The 15,146-nt window shown below is 60.2% G+C and carries 11 protein-coding genes; 7 read left to right on the forward strand and 4 right to left on the reverse strand.

Annotation, left to right across the window (positions count from 1 at the left end):
- Positions 1 to 38: 38 nt before the first annotated feature.
- Positions 39 to 1,187: an ROK family protein gene (locus tag ACQZ63_RS12825; protein ID WP_111795327.1), complete on the forward strand. Its 1,149-nt coding sequence runs from the start codon at positions 39 to 41 to the stop codon at positions 1,185 to 1,187.
- A gap of 56 nt (positions 1,188 to 1,243) precedes the next feature.
- Here ACQZ63_RS12825 and ACQZ63_RS12830 read toward each other — a convergent pair whose 3' ends face one another.
- The gene (locus ACQZ63_RS12830) at positions 1,244 to 3,226 is read right to left on the reverse strand and encodes a phosphatase PAP2 family protein (RefSeq protein ID WP_448799250.1); all 1,983 of its coding nucleotides are present in this window, start codon (positions 3,224 to 3,226) and stop codon (positions 1,244 to 1,246) included.
- Positions 3,227 to 3,457: 231 nt separating this feature from the next.
- Positions 3,458 to 4,738: an ABC transporter substrate-binding protein gene (locus tag ACQZ63_RS12835; protein WP_004431072.1), complete on the reverse strand. Its 1,281-nt coding sequence runs from the start codon at positions 4,736 to 4,738 to the stop codon at positions 3,458 to 3,460.
- Between the two features lie 194 nt (positions 4,739 to 4,932).
- Here ACQZ63_RS12835 and ACQZ63_RS12840 point away from each other — a divergent pair, with 194 nt between their 5' ends.
- The 6 genes from ACQZ63_RS12840 to ACQZ63_RS12865 are packed head-to-tail and all read left to right on the forward strand — an operon-like array spanning position 4,933 to position 13,079.
- Positions 4,933 to 7,458 (forward strand): hypothetical protein, encoded by a 2,526-nt coding sequence (locus ACQZ63_RS12840; protein WP_448799251.1) that lies wholly within the window; start codon positions 4,933 to 4,935, stop codon positions 7,456 to 7,458.
- A gap of 13 nt (positions 7,459 to 7,471) precedes the next feature.
- Positions 7,472 to 8,566, forward strand: coding sequence for a beta-galactosidase BglB (bglB, locus tag ACQZ63_RS12845; RefSeq protein ID WP_013762386.1), 1,095 nt, complete (start codon positions 7,472 to 7,474; stop codon positions 8,564 to 8,566).
- Entirely contained in the window at positions 8,563 to 9,915 is a 1,353-nt protein-coding gene (gene pglB, locus ACQZ63_RS12850) for a polygalacturonase PglB (RefSeq protein ID WP_111801960.1), read from the forward strand. The genes bglB and pglB overlap by 4 nt, the downstream gene beginning before the upstream one ends.
- Positions 9,915 to 11,021, forward strand: a complete 1,107-nt coding sequence (locus ACQZ63_RS12855) for an ABC transporter ATP-binding protein (RefSeq protein WP_004431063.1) — start codon at positions 9,915 to 9,917, stop codon at positions 11,019 to 11,021. Before pglB ends, ACQZ63_RS12855 begins: the two co-directional genes overlap by 1 nt.
- Position 11,022: 1 nt before the next feature.
- Entirely contained in the window at positions 11,023 to 12,018 is a 996-nt protein-coding gene (locus tag ACQZ63_RS12860; RefSeq protein ID WP_004431062.1) for a carbohydrate ABC transporter permease, read from the forward strand.
- Positions 12,019 to 12,020: 2 nt separating this feature from the next.
- Positions 12,021 to 13,079, forward strand: coding sequence for a carbohydrate ABC transporter permease (locus tag ACQZ63_RS12865; RefSeq protein ID WP_013762383.1), 1,059 nt, complete (start codon positions 12,021 to 12,023; stop codon positions 13,077 to 13,079).
- A gap of 10 nt (positions 13,080 to 13,089) precedes the next feature.
- Here the strand turns inward: ACQZ63_RS12865 and ACQZ63_RS12870 are convergent, their stop codons facing one another.
- Entirely contained in the window at positions 13,090 to 14,136 is a 1,047-nt protein-coding gene (locus tag ACQZ63_RS12870; protein WP_013762382.1) for a LacI family DNA-binding transcriptional regulator, read from the reverse strand.
- Positions 14,137 to 14,356: 220 nt separating this feature from the next.
- A complete protein-coding gene (locus tag ACQZ63_RS12875; protein ID WP_076844714.1) occupies positions 14,357 to 15,142 on the reverse strand; it encodes a TIM barrel protein in 786 nt (261 codons plus the stop codon).
- Positions 15,143 to 15,146: the final 4 nt, after the last annotated feature.

Consider the following 15,146-nt stretch of genomic DNA (forward strand, 5'->3'; position numbering starts at 1 on the left):
CGAGTTGCGAAGGCCTTGTGCAGCCGCTATCCAAGGCCATGACAACAGATAAGACACCGCGCCAGACCTTCGACCGCCAGCCGCTTGCCAGCGAGAATGAGCGCCTCATTCTCGATATAGTGCGCCGCCACGGCCCCATTGCCCGTGCAACAATCACCGGTCACACGAACCTGACGCAGCAATCCGTGCATCGGTTGATCGAAGGCCTGCTGGAACGCGGCCTTTTGCGTACCGGCGCACCGCTTAAAGGAACGCGTGGCCAGCCGAGCCCGACCATTGAACTGGTGCCTGAGGCGGCCTATTCGCTCGGAATTTCCATCAACACTGACTCCGTGGTGATCTGCATTGCCGATTTCCGCTGCATGGTGGTTGTCGAAGAAAAATTGCGGATGCTTCCCAGCGATCGCGAAATGACGCTTGCCGCATTATCGCGCGCTCTGGAACGGTTGCTGGCGGACCACGGCATCCCGCGCGACCGCCTGCTCGGCCTCGGCTTTTCCATGTCGGGATTTTTCGTGTCGGAAGATCGGGCGTTCAACGCGCCGGAACCATTGCGCGACTGGTCGCTGATGGACCTGAAACCGATCCTTGAAGAGAAATTCCGTCTGCCAGTCTGGCTGGAAAACAACGCAACCACCGGCGCGATCGGCGAAAGCCTTCGCGGCGTGGGACTGTGGTGCCAGACCTTCGCCTATCTATCCTTCAACTATGGCTTCGGCGGCGGCCTCATTCTGGGAGGTCAGCCTTTCTACGGTTTTCACGGCAATGCCGGTGAATTCAGCGGCATCTTCAACCCGGATGAAGCCGACAGGCGGCCGGCGCTGCAATATCTGATCGCGACGCTGCAGAAACACGGGAGCGAGATAGATTCGATCGAAGCGCTCTATCAGCATTTTGACCCTGCCTGGCCGGGCGTCGAGGAATGGCTTGAGCGGACCATGCCGCAGGTGGACCGGCTGGTGGCGAGCCTGATTGCGGTTCTCGATCCACAGGCGATCGTCTTTGGTGGACAATTGCCGCGCGCACTCGGCCGGATGATGATCGAACGTGTACACATGCCCTCGCAACGCGAACACCGCTACGGCATCGGGCCGCAGGAAGCAAAACTGGTGCTCAGCGAGACAGAAGGCGATTCCTCGGCACTCGGCGCCACCCTGCTGCCGCTCAGGGTCCGTTATTTCCTGTAACCGGGCCGGCCGGGCGCGGCGATTAGACCGCGCCCGCAAAACCTTGGCCTCGCAGCCTATTCGACCACCACGGACAGCGACGAGCCGGTATAAACCGGCCGCACCTTCACATTGCCCGCGTCGATCGCAGCGAAGGTGCCAGTCAGGCCGTCTGCGGCGATGACGTTGAAGCGCGTGCCGGCGGCGGGTGCGGCGCCTTCGAAGGCGAGCCGCAGGGTTGCGCCATCAAGCGTCGCGTTGCCCTTGACCAGCAGCGGAGCCTTTTGCGGATCAAGCGCCAGCGTGCCGCCCGTCTGGGCATAATCGCCGCCAATGACGATGTCACTTTCACCGTTCAGCAAAAGCATTCCGCCGGAGACCAGCACGCCACCTGTACCAAGCGCGTTGGCGGAGGATGCCACAAGCGTTCCGTCCTGCAAGACGGTGCCGCCGCTATAGCTGTTGGCGCCGGTGAGCGTGAGCGCGCCACTGCCGGATTTGACGAGACGCCCTGCCCCGGCAATATCGTTCGTCCAGCGGTCAGCCGCATTGAACCCGCCGGCTGCGGCATCCATCGTCACGTCGACATCGCCGTTAAAGGCACCATAACCGGCAGCGGCGGCCACCAGATTGATCCGGCCCCAGCCATTGCTGTCGTCAAGCAGCGGATAACCGGCCTCGATACCAGTGGAGAACAGGACTGCGCGGCGTTGCGCGGCATCGAGATAAGGCAGGCGTGTCTCCAGCAGAACCTCGGCACCCTTCGGCACCACCATGGGCGCATCGCCAACGGTTTTGTCGCGGCTGAAGGACATGGTCATACGCCGGCGATAATCAGCCTCGTTGATCGCCGCATCGGCAAAAGGGTCTACATCCGGTTTCGCGCTATGGGCAAAGTCGATCAGGGACTGTCCCGCTGGTAAGCGTTTGGCAAAATAGGCCTGCAATTCATCATGCGCGGTCTTCTTGAGATCGGCGTTTTTCGGATCCTGCAGAATAGCGGCGGCTATGGCGGTGGCCGTAATGCGGCCGCCGATCACGTCGACTGGCGAATGCATCCCTGCAACGATACGGCTTTCGCCAAGCTCGGAAGCGGCAGTCAGCAATTCGGAAAACCGCTCCGGCACAACGTAAGCATAAGTGATGGCAGCGAGATAGGCGGCATTGGTGTGACCGCTCGGAAAGCCGCCATCCTTGCCGCGTCCACGGTTCTCGCGCGCATATTTGAGCGCGGGCACAATGACGCCGGGATCGGTTTCGTAAGTTTCAAACTTGCGGTCGCCGATGGTCTCGGTGCCTGTCTCTATCACCTCGCCCTTGGCATTCATGCGCCATGGGCGCGGCGTGGAATAGAAATATTTCGCTGGCGACGTCGTGCCTTCCGGGCCACGCATTACCTTCATGAGGGCCACGACATCCTTCAGCTCGGAATCGGCCGCTCCAGCCTCGGTGCCCTTGTCCTCTTCCTTGCGCGTGATGACCTCGTTCGGATCGAAATCCGCCAGGGTGTGGTTGATGGTCGTCGTCGCGCCCGCGCCTTCGCGATACCACGGAGCAAGCGGCCCCATCCCGTCGATCATGCTGTAACCCTGCGAGCGGCGGTCTTTCATATAGGCGTTCAAGGCCGCGGCGGGGGTGCGGTTCTCACCGGTTACGGAAAGCACGTAACGCATGTTTTCCTGCCACACAGCGGGATTGACGGCCTTCACATGGCTGAAATCACTCGGACCGTCGCCATTGGCGCCGCCATCCGCCCATTTTTCATCGCCCAGCGTCCAGATGCGATTAAAACCCGAGAGGATTTCGATGACGGGATTGTCGCGGTCGTCATAGGCACGGACGTCTTCGCCCTTGGCATTCTTGCCAGTCTGGTTGCGATAGGTGTCGGAAAGCGGCAGCGGATATCTTGCTGCGGGTTCGGGTACCGTAATGGCATAACCCTGACCTGCGGGTTGAGTGCGCTCGAATGCCTGTGCGTTCGGGACAAGAACCAGCAATGCGACGGAGGCAAGCAAGGCCGACCGCACGAACGGAAAAGACGACATCTTCAGTTTAGCCATGACGAATCCTATGATTTCAGCGGATGACGCGTGACGAAGCGCGCACGCAGCTTCCGGCGCGCCTCGCCGTCAGCTTTTATGCCGGGCGTATTGCAGTTTTTTTTCGACTTGCTGATTAAGTCAGATCGCATATGCCACAACAGCCGGCGAACAAGCGGCGAAGTATGCCCGGAGCATAACTCCGGGCAGATCGAGAGCATCGTTATTTCGTGATGAAAGAACGGGCGCTCATCATTTCTTGACCGCAACGGCCTCATTGATCTTGGCGACATCGTCTTCCAGAACCTTGTAGGTCTGGTCGAGCGTCAGTTCGCCGACGATGAGCTGGCTCATGCGCTGGACGATCTGCTGATACATGGCAGTGCCACCCTTGGCGTGCTCGAATTCGCGGGCGGCCTGCGGCACATTCTTCTTGTTGTCCAGGAAGACCTTCATCGCCGCCTTGGCGTTTTCGCTCTTCAGCTTGTATTGCGGATCGACGATTTCGGCGCCCGTCAGGATCACGTAATTTTCGGCGATTTCCCGCTGCACCTTTTCAGAGCCGAGAAATTCGACGAAATGGGCGACATCTTCGGGATATTTGGTGCGCTTGAAGCCGACAATCGCCGTGCCGCCGGGCATGGCATAGCAACCGGCATCGCCGCAGGGGGCGTTAATCGCGGTCCATTCGAAGCTGTCACCGATCTTGTTCTGGAATGGATTGACCATCCAGTTGCCAGCCAGATAGGTCACGACATTGCCGTTGACGAATTCATCGCCCATGTTCTTGTATTGCGAGCCACCCGCAGCACCCCACATTTCCTTTGGGAAGCTGCCGTTCTGCGTCCATGAATAGATGTCGGAGATGTATTTTTTCGCCGCGTCGTCGGGGAAGCTGAACTTGCCGTCCTTCACATAGGTCGCACCATAAGCGAAGGCGCCGCCAGAGAAGCGGTGGCCGGAGCGGTCCATGGTGAAGGGAATCTGCACGCCGGTCGACTTGGCAACGCGCGCGGACGCCTCGACGATCTCGCTCAATTTCGCTGTCGGCCCGGGCAAGGGTTCACCCGCCTGCTCGAACAGCGTCTTGTTGACGAAGGGCAGGTTCAGCGTCTGCGAGGCCATGTAACCGTTGATCGACTGCGGATCGTTGACACCAGGCAGACGAAGCTGGGCAAGGCTCGAACCGTGCAGTTTGGCAAAGCCGTCCGCATCCTTCATGTAGGGGCGCATGTCGAGATAGTAGGAAGCGAGCTGCCAGTCGGTGATCTTGGCAACATCCGGCCCCTCGCCCACCGCAAGCTGTACCGGCAGCTGCTTGGAAACGGCATCATAACCGGAAGACACGAAGTTGATCTTCACGCCCGGATTGGCCGCCTCGAACTCCTTGCTGAGTTCAGACATGCGCTGCACATAACCCTGGTCGTCATCCGTAAAAAGGAACGTGATCGTTCTTGTCTCGGCCTCTGCGACCGAAAGGCCGGCGATAGAGGCCAATACGAGGGCGCTGACGCCCGAAAACAGTTTCAGCATGCTCATCCTCCCAATGAAAAACTTTTCACAAATCGAATTGAAGCTCCTCGTCTTAATTCGATTTCGCTTGTTTTGCGACTTGACAGACTAAACGTCAAGCTGTTTGTTTCGGCTAAATCGCACAAATCGACGCAACAAAGCGAAAATAGATTTGTGAAAATAATTTCATAAAGATCGACGGGAGGCGATCCATTATGACGGATGGACCATTGGCGACGGGCTTGTCGCAGCCCACATATACCGTACCGCCAGGCGAAACGGTTACCGCCTGGATCGTCTCGGATCTGGTGGAAACCTCATTTCCGGGAATTGCGGCACCGGCGGAAGACCGGGTCGATTATCGCTTCATCAACGGCTTTGTGGATGTTGGCGACCTGCCCTGCCGCAAGGCCTTTCAACAGACGATGATCGGCCGCGACATCGCGCCCGACTCCAGCTTTACGGTTTCGCACCTCAACCTGCCGGGTTCCAACCGACGCGTTGAATTCACCGGTTTCTGGCACGTTCCGACCCATGTGCAGCGCTGGCTGAAGGGCTCGTTCCGCAGCGACACCACAAGACAGGCGCATTTCCGGCTGCGCACCTGCGGCGGCGTGCGCATCTGGGTGGGCGGCGTGGAACAGGTCCGCTTTGAGCCCTTTATCCGCAATGTCGAAAGCAGCCGCGATATCACGCTCGAACTTGCGGCCGGCGATAACGAAGTGCTGCTGCTTTGCGAAGATCTGGCGGAACGTGACATCATCTGGTTCTTCGAGCTTGAGGTTACGGACGCCACGCCGCTCACCGTCGTGCTGCCGGTGCCGCTCGACCGGGAAGAAACGAAACGTCTTGCCGCACTGGTGCGCGATGTTCGCCCCGCACGCGACGTTTTTTCCAGCGCGGCCCTCGAGCTGGTTTTCGGGGCAGCACCTGCCAGCGACCTTCCCGTCCACATCGCGGTGAAAAGCCACGGCCACGAGCGCGCCGCCCTTGCCGAGGTCGATACCGTGCTGAAAGCCGGGCAATCGACCCTGACGATCCCCGAGACGGCAGGCATTTCGGACGGATATCATGGCGTCAGGATCACCATCGGTTCAGGTGCCGGAACGGTAACGCGCGTCATCGACGCAGCCTTCATGGGCGATATGGCGCCACAACCGGCCGCCACCGATATTGCCGAGCGAAAGAAAGCGGCATTGTCCTTCAGCGCCCGCTTTGGTGCATGGCGCATCGGCCGTGCGCTGGCCATGGTCGCTACCGGCAGCGGTGACATGAAGACGATTTCCGGCATCGTCGACGCAACGCTGCGGTCCATCGACCGGCGCGAGGATTGCTCCGATTTCGTGCTGGTGCCACTTCTCTGGCTGGTGCGCGCCTATGGTGACCGGCTTCCCCCTCAGATGCTTGAGCGGATCCACTCTTCTATTCTCTCCTATCGATACTGGGTGGACGAACCCGGCAACGACGTCATGTGGTTCTGGAGCGAAAACCACGTTCTGTGCTTCCATACCAGCCAGCTGCTCGCGGGAGACTATCTGCCGGACGCCATCTTCAGCGCCTCCGGGCGCACCGGCAGGGAGCAGGCGGTGCTGGCCGCAGACCGGCTGCAGCGCTGGTTCGACAGCGTCGAGGCGCACGGTCTCGCCGAATGGAATTCGGCCGCCTATTACCCGGTGGATTTCATCGGCCTTCTCGCCATCGAACATTGGGCCGAACCGGGACTTGCCGCCCGCGCCCGCCACCAGCTCGATCTCATTTTCGAAATGATCGCTTTGCACACGCTTGGTGGCGTTCCCTCCGGTTCCCAGGGCAGAGCCTATGACAAGGAGCTGCGCGCCGGGCCGCTGACGGAACTTGCACCTTTTGCGCAAGTTGCCTTCGGTCAGGGCTGGCTCAACAATGGCGTCGCCTCGCTGCCGATGTTCTGCTGTGGAGATTACCTGCCGCCTCCGCATCTTGCCGCCCTGTCGCAACTGGCAGGCGGCCGCATGGTCGAGGCGCGTTATGCGCAGGGACTGGAGCCGGGCAAACTCGTGCTTTTCAAGAACGAAGCAGCCCAGCTTTCCACTGTGGTGGACCACAAGACAGGTCGCAAGGGCCACCAGCAGCACGTCATGGACATCAAGCTTGCCGGCCATCCGATGGCGCGGCTGTGGGTCAACCATCCCGGCGAAGATGATCCGTGGGGCACACAGCGCCCCTCTTATTGGGCCGGCAGCGGCATCCTGCCGCGCGTGGCGCAGCACCGGGATATCGCCATGATGATCTTCGATACGGATGATCACCGCAATGATTGGACCCATGCCTATCTCGGTCGCGACGGGCTGGACGAGGTGGTGACGAAGGGTAACTGGCTCATCACCCGCGCGGGCCGCGGCTTCGCAGCACTTTACGCGACCAATGGGCTTGAACCTGTAACAGCGGGTGCCACCGCCGACCGCGAGATCAGATCACATGGCCGCCGCGCTGGCTGGCTCGGCATTATCGGCTGCGGAGATACGAACGCATTCGCGCACTTCCGCGAAAGAATTCTCGCCACGCAGGTCATGTTCGACGCCGACAGGCGCCTGCTGTCTGTCACACCGCCCGGTGGCCCCGAACTCTCCCTCAACTGGGACGGCAACTTCACCATCGGCGGGCAAGCCATGGCCTTCGACCACGAGCAGCCACAGCCACAGATCACCTTCGACAGTGCCAAAACCGCCGCAGGCAACGGCGTGGCACAGCCATTTTACTCCTAAGCGGAATGACCAGATGAACCAGCAAAGCATCGAGAAAGACACTCTCAGAACGACGATCGACAGCGTCGCCGCCGCCTTCAGCCGCCTCAAGGGCATACAGGAAGGCCTGGCAAGCGGTAGTTCCGACGGCAAGATCCAGTTCGATGAATGGGATTGGGAAGTGGGCGTTGGCCTTTACGGCTTCCTGCGCCGGGCGCTTGCCGCAAACGACCAGAAAGCTCTGGACGATCTCGTGACCTGGTACGGCTGGCAGATCGATCGTGGCCTGCCGCCACGCCAGATCAACAGTTCCGCGCCAATGCTGCCGCTCGTCATCCTCACCGAACATGTCGACCGGCCGGATTTCCGGGCGCTGGTAGAAGACTGGGCCGACTGGCTTGTGCACAAATTGCCGAAAACCGAAGATGGCGGCTTCCAGCACGTGGTAAAGGAGCGGCTTAACGAGGGTGAACTCTGGGACGACACGCTGTTCATGGCTTGTCTGTTCCTTGCCCGCGCCGGTGTGGTCTGCAAACGTCAGGACTGGATCGATGAGGCAGTCTACCAGTTCATGATCCATGCGCGTTACCTGTCAGACCCCGTGACCGGGCTGTGGTATCACGGCTGGACCTTCATCGGACGCCACAATTTTGCGCATGCCTTCTGGGCACGCGGCAATTCCTGGATCACCGTTGCAATCCCCGAACTCTTCGAACTGGTGCCGACGCTTGCCGAAAAGGACAAACGTTTCCTCGCCAATGTGCTTGCAAGCCAGGTGCGTTCGCTGCGCCAGTATCAGCGCGAGGATGGCATGTTCCACACGCTCCTCGACGATCCGACTTCGCCGGTCGAGACGTCGGCAACCGCTGGCATCGCCTATGGCATTCTGCGCGGCATCGAGGCAGGTATTCTCGGCGAAGAAAACCGCGCCCATGCCGAGCGGGCGCTGAAGGCGGTGCTGGGCAATATCGATGACGAAGGCGTCGTGCACGGTGTGTCGGACGGGACGCCCATGGGCCACGACCTCGATTTCTACCGCCGCATTCCCAATTTGCCGACACCCTATGGGCAGGCGCTGACGATGCTGCTGCTGATCGACGTCTTTCTGAAAAGGCCGCAGGCATCATGAGTGCTCACACCAATATCACCATTGCCGCTGAGGGACGTGACGCCACTACCGATATCCAGCAGGCAATCGATACAGCATCGGCCGCAGGCGGCGGCGTCGTGTCGCTCTTGGCCGGACGGCATGTCAGCGGCGGCCTTCATCTTAGAAGCGACGTGGAACTTCACCTTGCACAAGACGCTGTGCTAGCGCCGATTTCCGACTACGACGCCTTTGCCCATACGTCCGTTTCTGTCATCGCCGAGGATTCCGATCGCGGCATGATCGTCGCAAAGGGCGCGAGCAACATCGCCGTCACCGGCCCCGGCCGTATCGAGGCTGGCGGTGAGAACTTCATCATCGGTGACGACGAAGCCATGGGAACCTATGTGCCCGCGAAAAAGAGGCCGCGTGTCATGGTTCTGGAATCCTGCCGCGACGTTCGCCTTGAAAACCTCGTCGTCAGCGGTTCACCAATGTGGACCCTGCACATGGTCGATTGCGAAGATCTGAGTTTCCGCAACATCCGTGTCGAAAACGATCGCCGCCTGCCCAACACCGACGGCATCGTGCTGGATGCCTGCCGGCGCGCACTGATCGAGGATTGCTCCATCTCCACCGCCGATGACGGTATTTGCCTGAAGACCAGCGCCGGACCGGATGGCAAGGCTGTTGGCGCCTGCGCCGATATCACGGTTCGCCGCTGCACTGTCTCAAGCATGAGCTGCGCCTTGAAGCTCGGCACGGAATCCTTCGGCGATTTCACCGATGTGGCGTTCGAGGACTGCAAAGTCATCGCATCCAATCGCGGCATCGGCCTTTTCTCCCGCGATGGCGGCGCCATGCGCAATATCCGCTTTTCGCGGATCGAGGCGGAGTGCCACGAAACGCCGGGCGGGTTCTGGGGATCGGGCGAAGCCGTGACTGTCACCGTGGTAGACCGCCGGCCGGAACGTCAGGCTGGCAAGGTTGAAAACCTTGTGGTGGAAGACCTGAGCGGCTCGATGGAAGGCGCGATAAACCTCGTCGCCACCTCGAGCGCCGGCATCCACAATGTCACGCTCGCGCGCATTTCACTGTCGCAGCAGCCCGGCAAACTCGGCACCGGCCTGCAATATGATCTTCGCCCGACCAATGCGGACATTGCGCCAAGTCCGGAGGCTGCCGGCCGCGCCAATGCCTGGACACGCAGCGCCGACGGCAGGATCGTCGGACTTGAAGATTACCCCGGCGGCATGCCTGCGGTGTATCTGTCCGGCGTTCACGGATTTTCTGCGCGCGACGTTGCCATTGGAAGAACGATGCCCTTACCCGAGGGCTGGAATGCAAAAGAGATCGTCGCAGAGACGACCTTGCCCGAAGGGAGCAGGTAATGGGAAGTCTAAAGCTGGAAAACCTCAACAAGGCATTCGGTGCCGTTCATGTCCTGCATGATATCGATCTTCAGATCGAGAACGGGGAATTCGTCGTTTTCGTCGGTCCTTCCGGCTGCGGAAAATCCACGCTGCTGCGCATCATCGCCGGCCTTGAGGATGTGACGTCAGGCACCATCGGCATTGGCGGACGCGATGTCAGCGCGCTCTCGCCGGCCGAGCGCAAGATCGCCATGGTCTTCCAGTCCTATGCGCTCTATCCGCATATGAGTGTGCGCAAAAACCTCGCCTTCGGACTTGAAAACCTGCGTTTCAAGCGGGCGGAAATCGAAAGCCGCATCAACGAGGCGGCGCGCATGCTGGCTATCGAACCTTATCTCGACCGCAAGCCGAAACAGCTTTCCGGCGGCCAGCGCCAGCGCGTCGCCATCGGCCGCGCCATCGTGCGCGAGCCTGACATTTTCCTGTTTGACGAGCCGCTGTCGAACCTCGATGCGGCGCTGCGCGTGCAGACCCGCGCCGAAATCACAAGGCTGCATCGCGATATCAAGACGACGATGATCTATGTGACCCACGATCAGGTGGAAGCCATGACCATGGCCGACAAGATCGTGGTGCTGCGTGCAGGCCGCATCGAACAGGTTGGCAGCCCGCTCGAGCTTTTCGACAATCCGCGCAACCTCTTCGTCGCCGGCTTCCTCGGTTCACCGCGCATGAACATACTGAAGGGCACATTCGTCGCCGGCAGCGACGGCGGTTTCGCAATCGACTCCGGATACGGCGTGTCCCTGCCCTGCCTCGTCGATCCCGCCGTGGCTACCCCCGGAAAGGCAGTTCTGGCGGGCATCCGCCCCTCGCATTTTGTCATCACGCAGGAAAAGGGCCTGCCCTTCGAAGTGCAGTATCACGAGAGCCTCGGCACCGAGACCTATCTCTACGGCAATCTTCAGGGCCAGAAAGAGCAGATCATCGTGCACCAGGCTGGCCACTTCGCACCCGCTTCAGGCTCGGTTCTGAACATCATGCCGGCGCGCGAAAGGGTGCATGTCTTCGACCCCGAAACCGAACTGGCGCTGCCGCGCCTTGACAGCCACGGGAGAGACTAGCATGGCCAATCCGACGCTTGCGAGACTGTCCGACCGCGTGCTCGACGCCGTGATGGCAATCGCCGAAGTGCCGCTCAACCTCATAGAGCGGCTGATCGGCAAAAGACGCATGCCCTATATTTTCCTGATGCCGAACCTCGTTCTCTTCGGCATCTTCACCTTCCTGCCGATTGCCATTGCCGTCGGTTACGCCTTTACCGGCGGCACCGAGCTGCTGATCACCGACCGTCCCTTTGTCGGTCTGGAGAATTTCGGCAAGCTACTCGATTGCCAGAGCTATATGGACCCCGGAAGCTGCCGGGAATCGCTGTTCTGGACAGCGATCTGGAACACGCTCTGGTTTGTCGGCTTCAACGTTGTCGCCACGCTGTTCGTCGCGCTGGTCACGGCCCTCATTCTTAACAGGGCGATTGCCGCGCGCGGCTTCTTCCGCGCCATGTTCTTTTATCCCGTGCTGCTGTCACCTGTCGTCATCGGCCTCATCTGGAAATGGTTTCTTGACCGCAACGGACTGCTGAACGCCTTCTTCCAGATGCTCGGCGTGCCGCCGGAAATCTTCCTGCTGGATGTCGGCTGGTCGCGCTTCTTCGTCGTGGTCGTATCCGTCTGGTTCCACATGGGCTTTTACACGCTCATCCTGCTGGCCGGGCTGCAGGCCATTCCCAAAGACCTTTATGAAGCAGCCGCAATCGACGCCGCTTCGCCCCGACGCACATTGCTGCGCATCACCCTGCCGCTGCTGGCTCCCAACCTTCTCGTCGTACTGATCCTTTTGATGATCCGCTCAGTGCAAATATTTGATGAAGCCTGGGTTTTGACCAATGGCGGCGGGCCGGGCACGGCCAACACGTTCGTGGTGCAATATATCTACCAGATGGCCTTTGGCAGCGATCTCAGGCTCTTCGGCCTCGCATCCGCCGCATCGGTTCTGATGGGCCTTGTTCTTCTCGCGCTGACGCTCGTGCAACTGCGCCTCGGCAAAAAGATGGAGTCCTGATCATGTCCGGCAATATAAACGCAGTCACTTTCCTGACGCGAACCCGCCGCCCCGGCAGGATCGGTCTCACCGATATTCTCTCCTGGGTGTGGCTCATCGGCGGCACGCTCGCGGTGTTGATACCCGTCGTCTGGGCCGCCATGTCCTCGCTGAAGCCGGAAGCCGAGATCACACGGTTTCCGCCGAGCCTTCTGCCGCGCGCCGCCGTGCAGGTGGAAGTTCCAGGTTATGACAGGCCGCTCAGCCTCTGGACCGTCACCATCGACGGAATGGAGCGGGAGATGGCCATGGTTCGGCGCGTTGGCATCAAGGCGCAGATGGTGGATCCGGCCAATCCCGGCCCGCCGGTCAGCGTCGACACGCGCGAAATGTCGCCCGTCCAGAAACTGACGATCGCGACGCAGAATTTCACCGATCCCTTGACCCAGTTCAACTTCCTGACTTTCCTGAAAAACTCGGTCTTCGTCACTGTTGTCGCGACCGTTTTAACCTTGATCGTCAACGCCATGGCGGCGTTTGCTCTCTCGAAATACCGCTTCCGCGGCGAGAAGGCGATTTTCGTGCTGATCATCTCTACGCTGATGATCCCACTTACCGTCGTCATGGTGCCAGCCTATCTTGTTATCGTCGGTGTCGGCCTCGTCGACAATCTCTGGGGTGTCATCATTCCCACCGTCGCGACGCCAACCGGCGTGTTCCTGCTCAGGCAATATATGCTGACGATCCCGGACGAACTGATCGAAGCAGCGCGCGTCGATGCGGCCAGCGAGTTCCGCATCTTCTGGCGCATCATCCTGCCGCTGACGGCACCTGCACTAGCGGTTCTCGCAATCTTCTCGGTGCTTTGGCGCTGGAACGACTTCCTCTGGCCGTTGATCGTCCTCAGCAGCCGCGAGAACTTCACACTGCAGGTGGGCCTGAACGCCTTCCAGGGCGAGTTCTCGGTGCAATGGCACTATATTCTCGCCATGACCTTCCTCAGCCTGGCGCCGGTTACCGTCGTGTTCCTGTTCCTGCAACGCTATATCACGACAGGCATTGCTGGGACGGGCATGAAGTAAAAGCTCGGTATCACTTGGGGGGCGGTGCGATGCTGCCCCTCAGCACAAGTCGACAGCCAAGTTCCAGCCGGTGCGCAGGCCGGGTCGGGTCGGCGGCGACAAGCCGCTGCTCCAGCAGGGAAAGTGCCGCACCACCCAGCCTGTCGGCGGGCAATTGAATGGTGCTGAGCGGCGGCGCACTGAAGGCCGCCGGCATGATATCGTCAAAACCCAATACCGAAACGTCATCGGGAACCCGGACACCGGCTTCCGTCAGTGCTTTCAGACAGCCGAGCGCCAGATTGTCGGCAGCGCAGAAAATCGCCGTTGCATTTCTGAGCGGGCGCTCCTCGGCCAGCAGGCGACGAATGGCGGTTTCGCCCCATTGGGGTTCATAACTCTCCACCTCAATGACCATATCCGCAGGCACGGGAAACCCCGCCGCAAGAAATGCGTCGCTATAACCGTCGTAACGGCGGCGGATCGTCGTGCGCCCCTTCCAGGTAATGTGCAGAATATTGCGATGCCCAAGGGAAAGCAGGTGCTCGATGCCGAGGCGGGCGCCGAAACGGTTCTCGGCCGTCACCGTATCTACGATCATGGCCGGGTCCTCGCCATTGATCAGCACCACCGGTTTGCCGAGCGCCGAAAGCGCCTGAACCAGTTGCGATCGGTCATCGTTCAACACCACGATGCCATCCACATTGTCGGCATCCGCCGCCTGCGCCACCGCGACAGGGTCAAGCCGGCTTGTGGCGCTGACGAAGGGAACGATGCGAATGCCGCGCCGTTCGCATTCGCGCCGGAAGCCGTTCAGCATCGTCCAGCTGACCATGTTGAGATCACTTTGCGGAGCCGCATCGTTGGTCATTGCCAGCAACACCACGCGCAGGGTCGCAATCGTCGCCTTCTGTCGGCGGTTTTCGAGATAACCGAGCGAACGGGCCGCTTCCAGCACCCGCTCGCGCACCAGCGTGGTCAAGGGGGCCGTGCCGTTAAGGGCGTGCGAAGCGGTGCTAAGCGAAACATTCGCCTGCTGCGCCACATCCTTAAGCGTCGTTTTCCTGTCTATTTTCATAAAAGGGAAATTCACCCGCTCTTTTAAGGATGGGGCGGGCAAGAAACCGGCACAAAGCAGTTGATTTCAAGAATACCCGAGCCCGATTGCTGCTCTGTTTTGTCACGCAAAGATTACAGCATCATCCGTAAAAGCGGAATTGATTTCTCTGTGTTTTCTACCAATCAGCCTGTATTCGAACGCAAGCACCGCCTGCAGCAAACCGCAGGCGGTGAGGCGGTCATAGCGCCTGGGAGATATGGTCGATACTGTCTCTGACGGCAGCAGCCGGGTCTTTCAACTCATGCACCTCAGCCGCGAAAGGCTCGAAGCTGTAAGGCCCCTTGTAGCCAGCTGCCTCCAGCGTCCTGATCTGGGCAAGATTCTCCAGCCGGTCGTCGCTATCCACCAGAACGCGGTGGGCGTCCAGCATGTCGGCGACGGAGACAGCGGGGTCTGTCACGCCTGATATGTGGACGAGGCCGGTGCGTTCGGGGAAAAACACCGTCTCTCCTGCCAGATGATGATGGAAAGTGTCGTGCACCAGCCTGTAGACATCGCCCCCGCCTGCCGCGTCGATGGCCTTGACGGCCTCAGCCTTGGTGCGCAGCGACGAGACGGGGAAACCGAGTGGTTCGACAAGGCCGGTCAGCCCACGTTCCTCGAGGATGGGCTTCATGGCCTTGAGCGCGGCCACGAGATCGTCGAACGGTACCTGTCGGCCCTCGTTGAGCGGGCACATGACAAGCGCCTTCGCACCACTTGCGGCGGCGTAATCAGCCATCACGACTGCCCTTTTTGGCAGATCGCCCGACCAGACGTTGAATGGATAAAGCGCGTTGATGGAGATGATGGTCACGCCGGCCTTTTCGGCCGCGGCCTTCACGGCAGCCGGGTCCACCGTGCCGACGATGTCAGGCAGGTCGTTGCGGATTTCAACTTCGCTAAGGCCAAGATTGCGCGCTGTCGCGAAGAAGTCCTCGAGGGAGAGTTTTGGTGCGGTGATGTGGTTGATGGCAAAACGCATGAGA

Source organism: Agrobacterium sp. CG160-95 (genome assembly GCF_053521725.1).

Excerpts from the sequence above, each read along its gene's own strand:
- ACQZ63_RS12825 (WP_111795327.1), top strand. The coding sequence starts at position 39 with ATGACAACAGATAAGACACCGCGCCAGACCTTCGACCGCCAGCCGCTT.
- ACQZ63_RS12830 (WP_448799250.1), bottom strand. The coding sequence starts at position 3,226 with ATGGCTAAACTGAAGATGTCGTCTTTTCCGTTCGTGCGGTCGGCCTTG.
- ACQZ63_RS12835 (WP_004431072.1), bottom strand. The coding sequence starts at position 4,738 with ATGCTGAAACTGTTTTCGGGCGTCAGCGCCCTCGTATTGGCCTCTATC.
- ACQZ63_RS12840 (WP_448799251.1), top strand. The coding sequence starts at position 4,933 with ATGACGGATGGACCATTGGCGACGGGCTTGTCGCAGCCCACATATACC.
- bglB (WP_013762386.1), top strand. The coding sequence starts at position 7,472 with ATGAACCAGCAAAGCATCGAGAAAGACACTCTCAGAACGACGATCGAC.
- pglB (WP_111801960.1), top strand. The coding sequence starts at position 8,563 with ATGAGTGCTCACACCAATATCACCATTGCCGCTGAGGGACGTGACGCC.
- ACQZ63_RS12855 (WP_004431063.1), top strand. The coding sequence starts at position 9,915 with ATGGGAAGTCTAAAGCTGGAAAACCTCAACAAGGCATTCGGTGCCGTT.
- ACQZ63_RS12860 (WP_004431062.1), top strand. The coding sequence starts at position 11,023 with ATGGCCAATCCGACGCTTGCGAGACTGTCCGACCGCGTGCTCGACGCC.
- ACQZ63_RS12865 (WP_013762383.1), top strand. The coding sequence starts at position 12,021 with ATGTCCGGCAATATAAACGCAGTCACTTTCCTGACGCGAACCCGCCGC.
- ACQZ63_RS12870 (WP_013762382.1), bottom strand. The coding sequence starts at position 14,136 with ATGAAAATAGACAGGAAAACGACGCTTAAGGATGTGGCGCAGCAGGCG.
- ACQZ63_RS12875 (WP_076844714.1), bottom strand. The coding sequence starts at position 15,142 with ATGCGTTTTGCCATCAACCACATCACCGCACCAAAACTCTCCCTCGAG.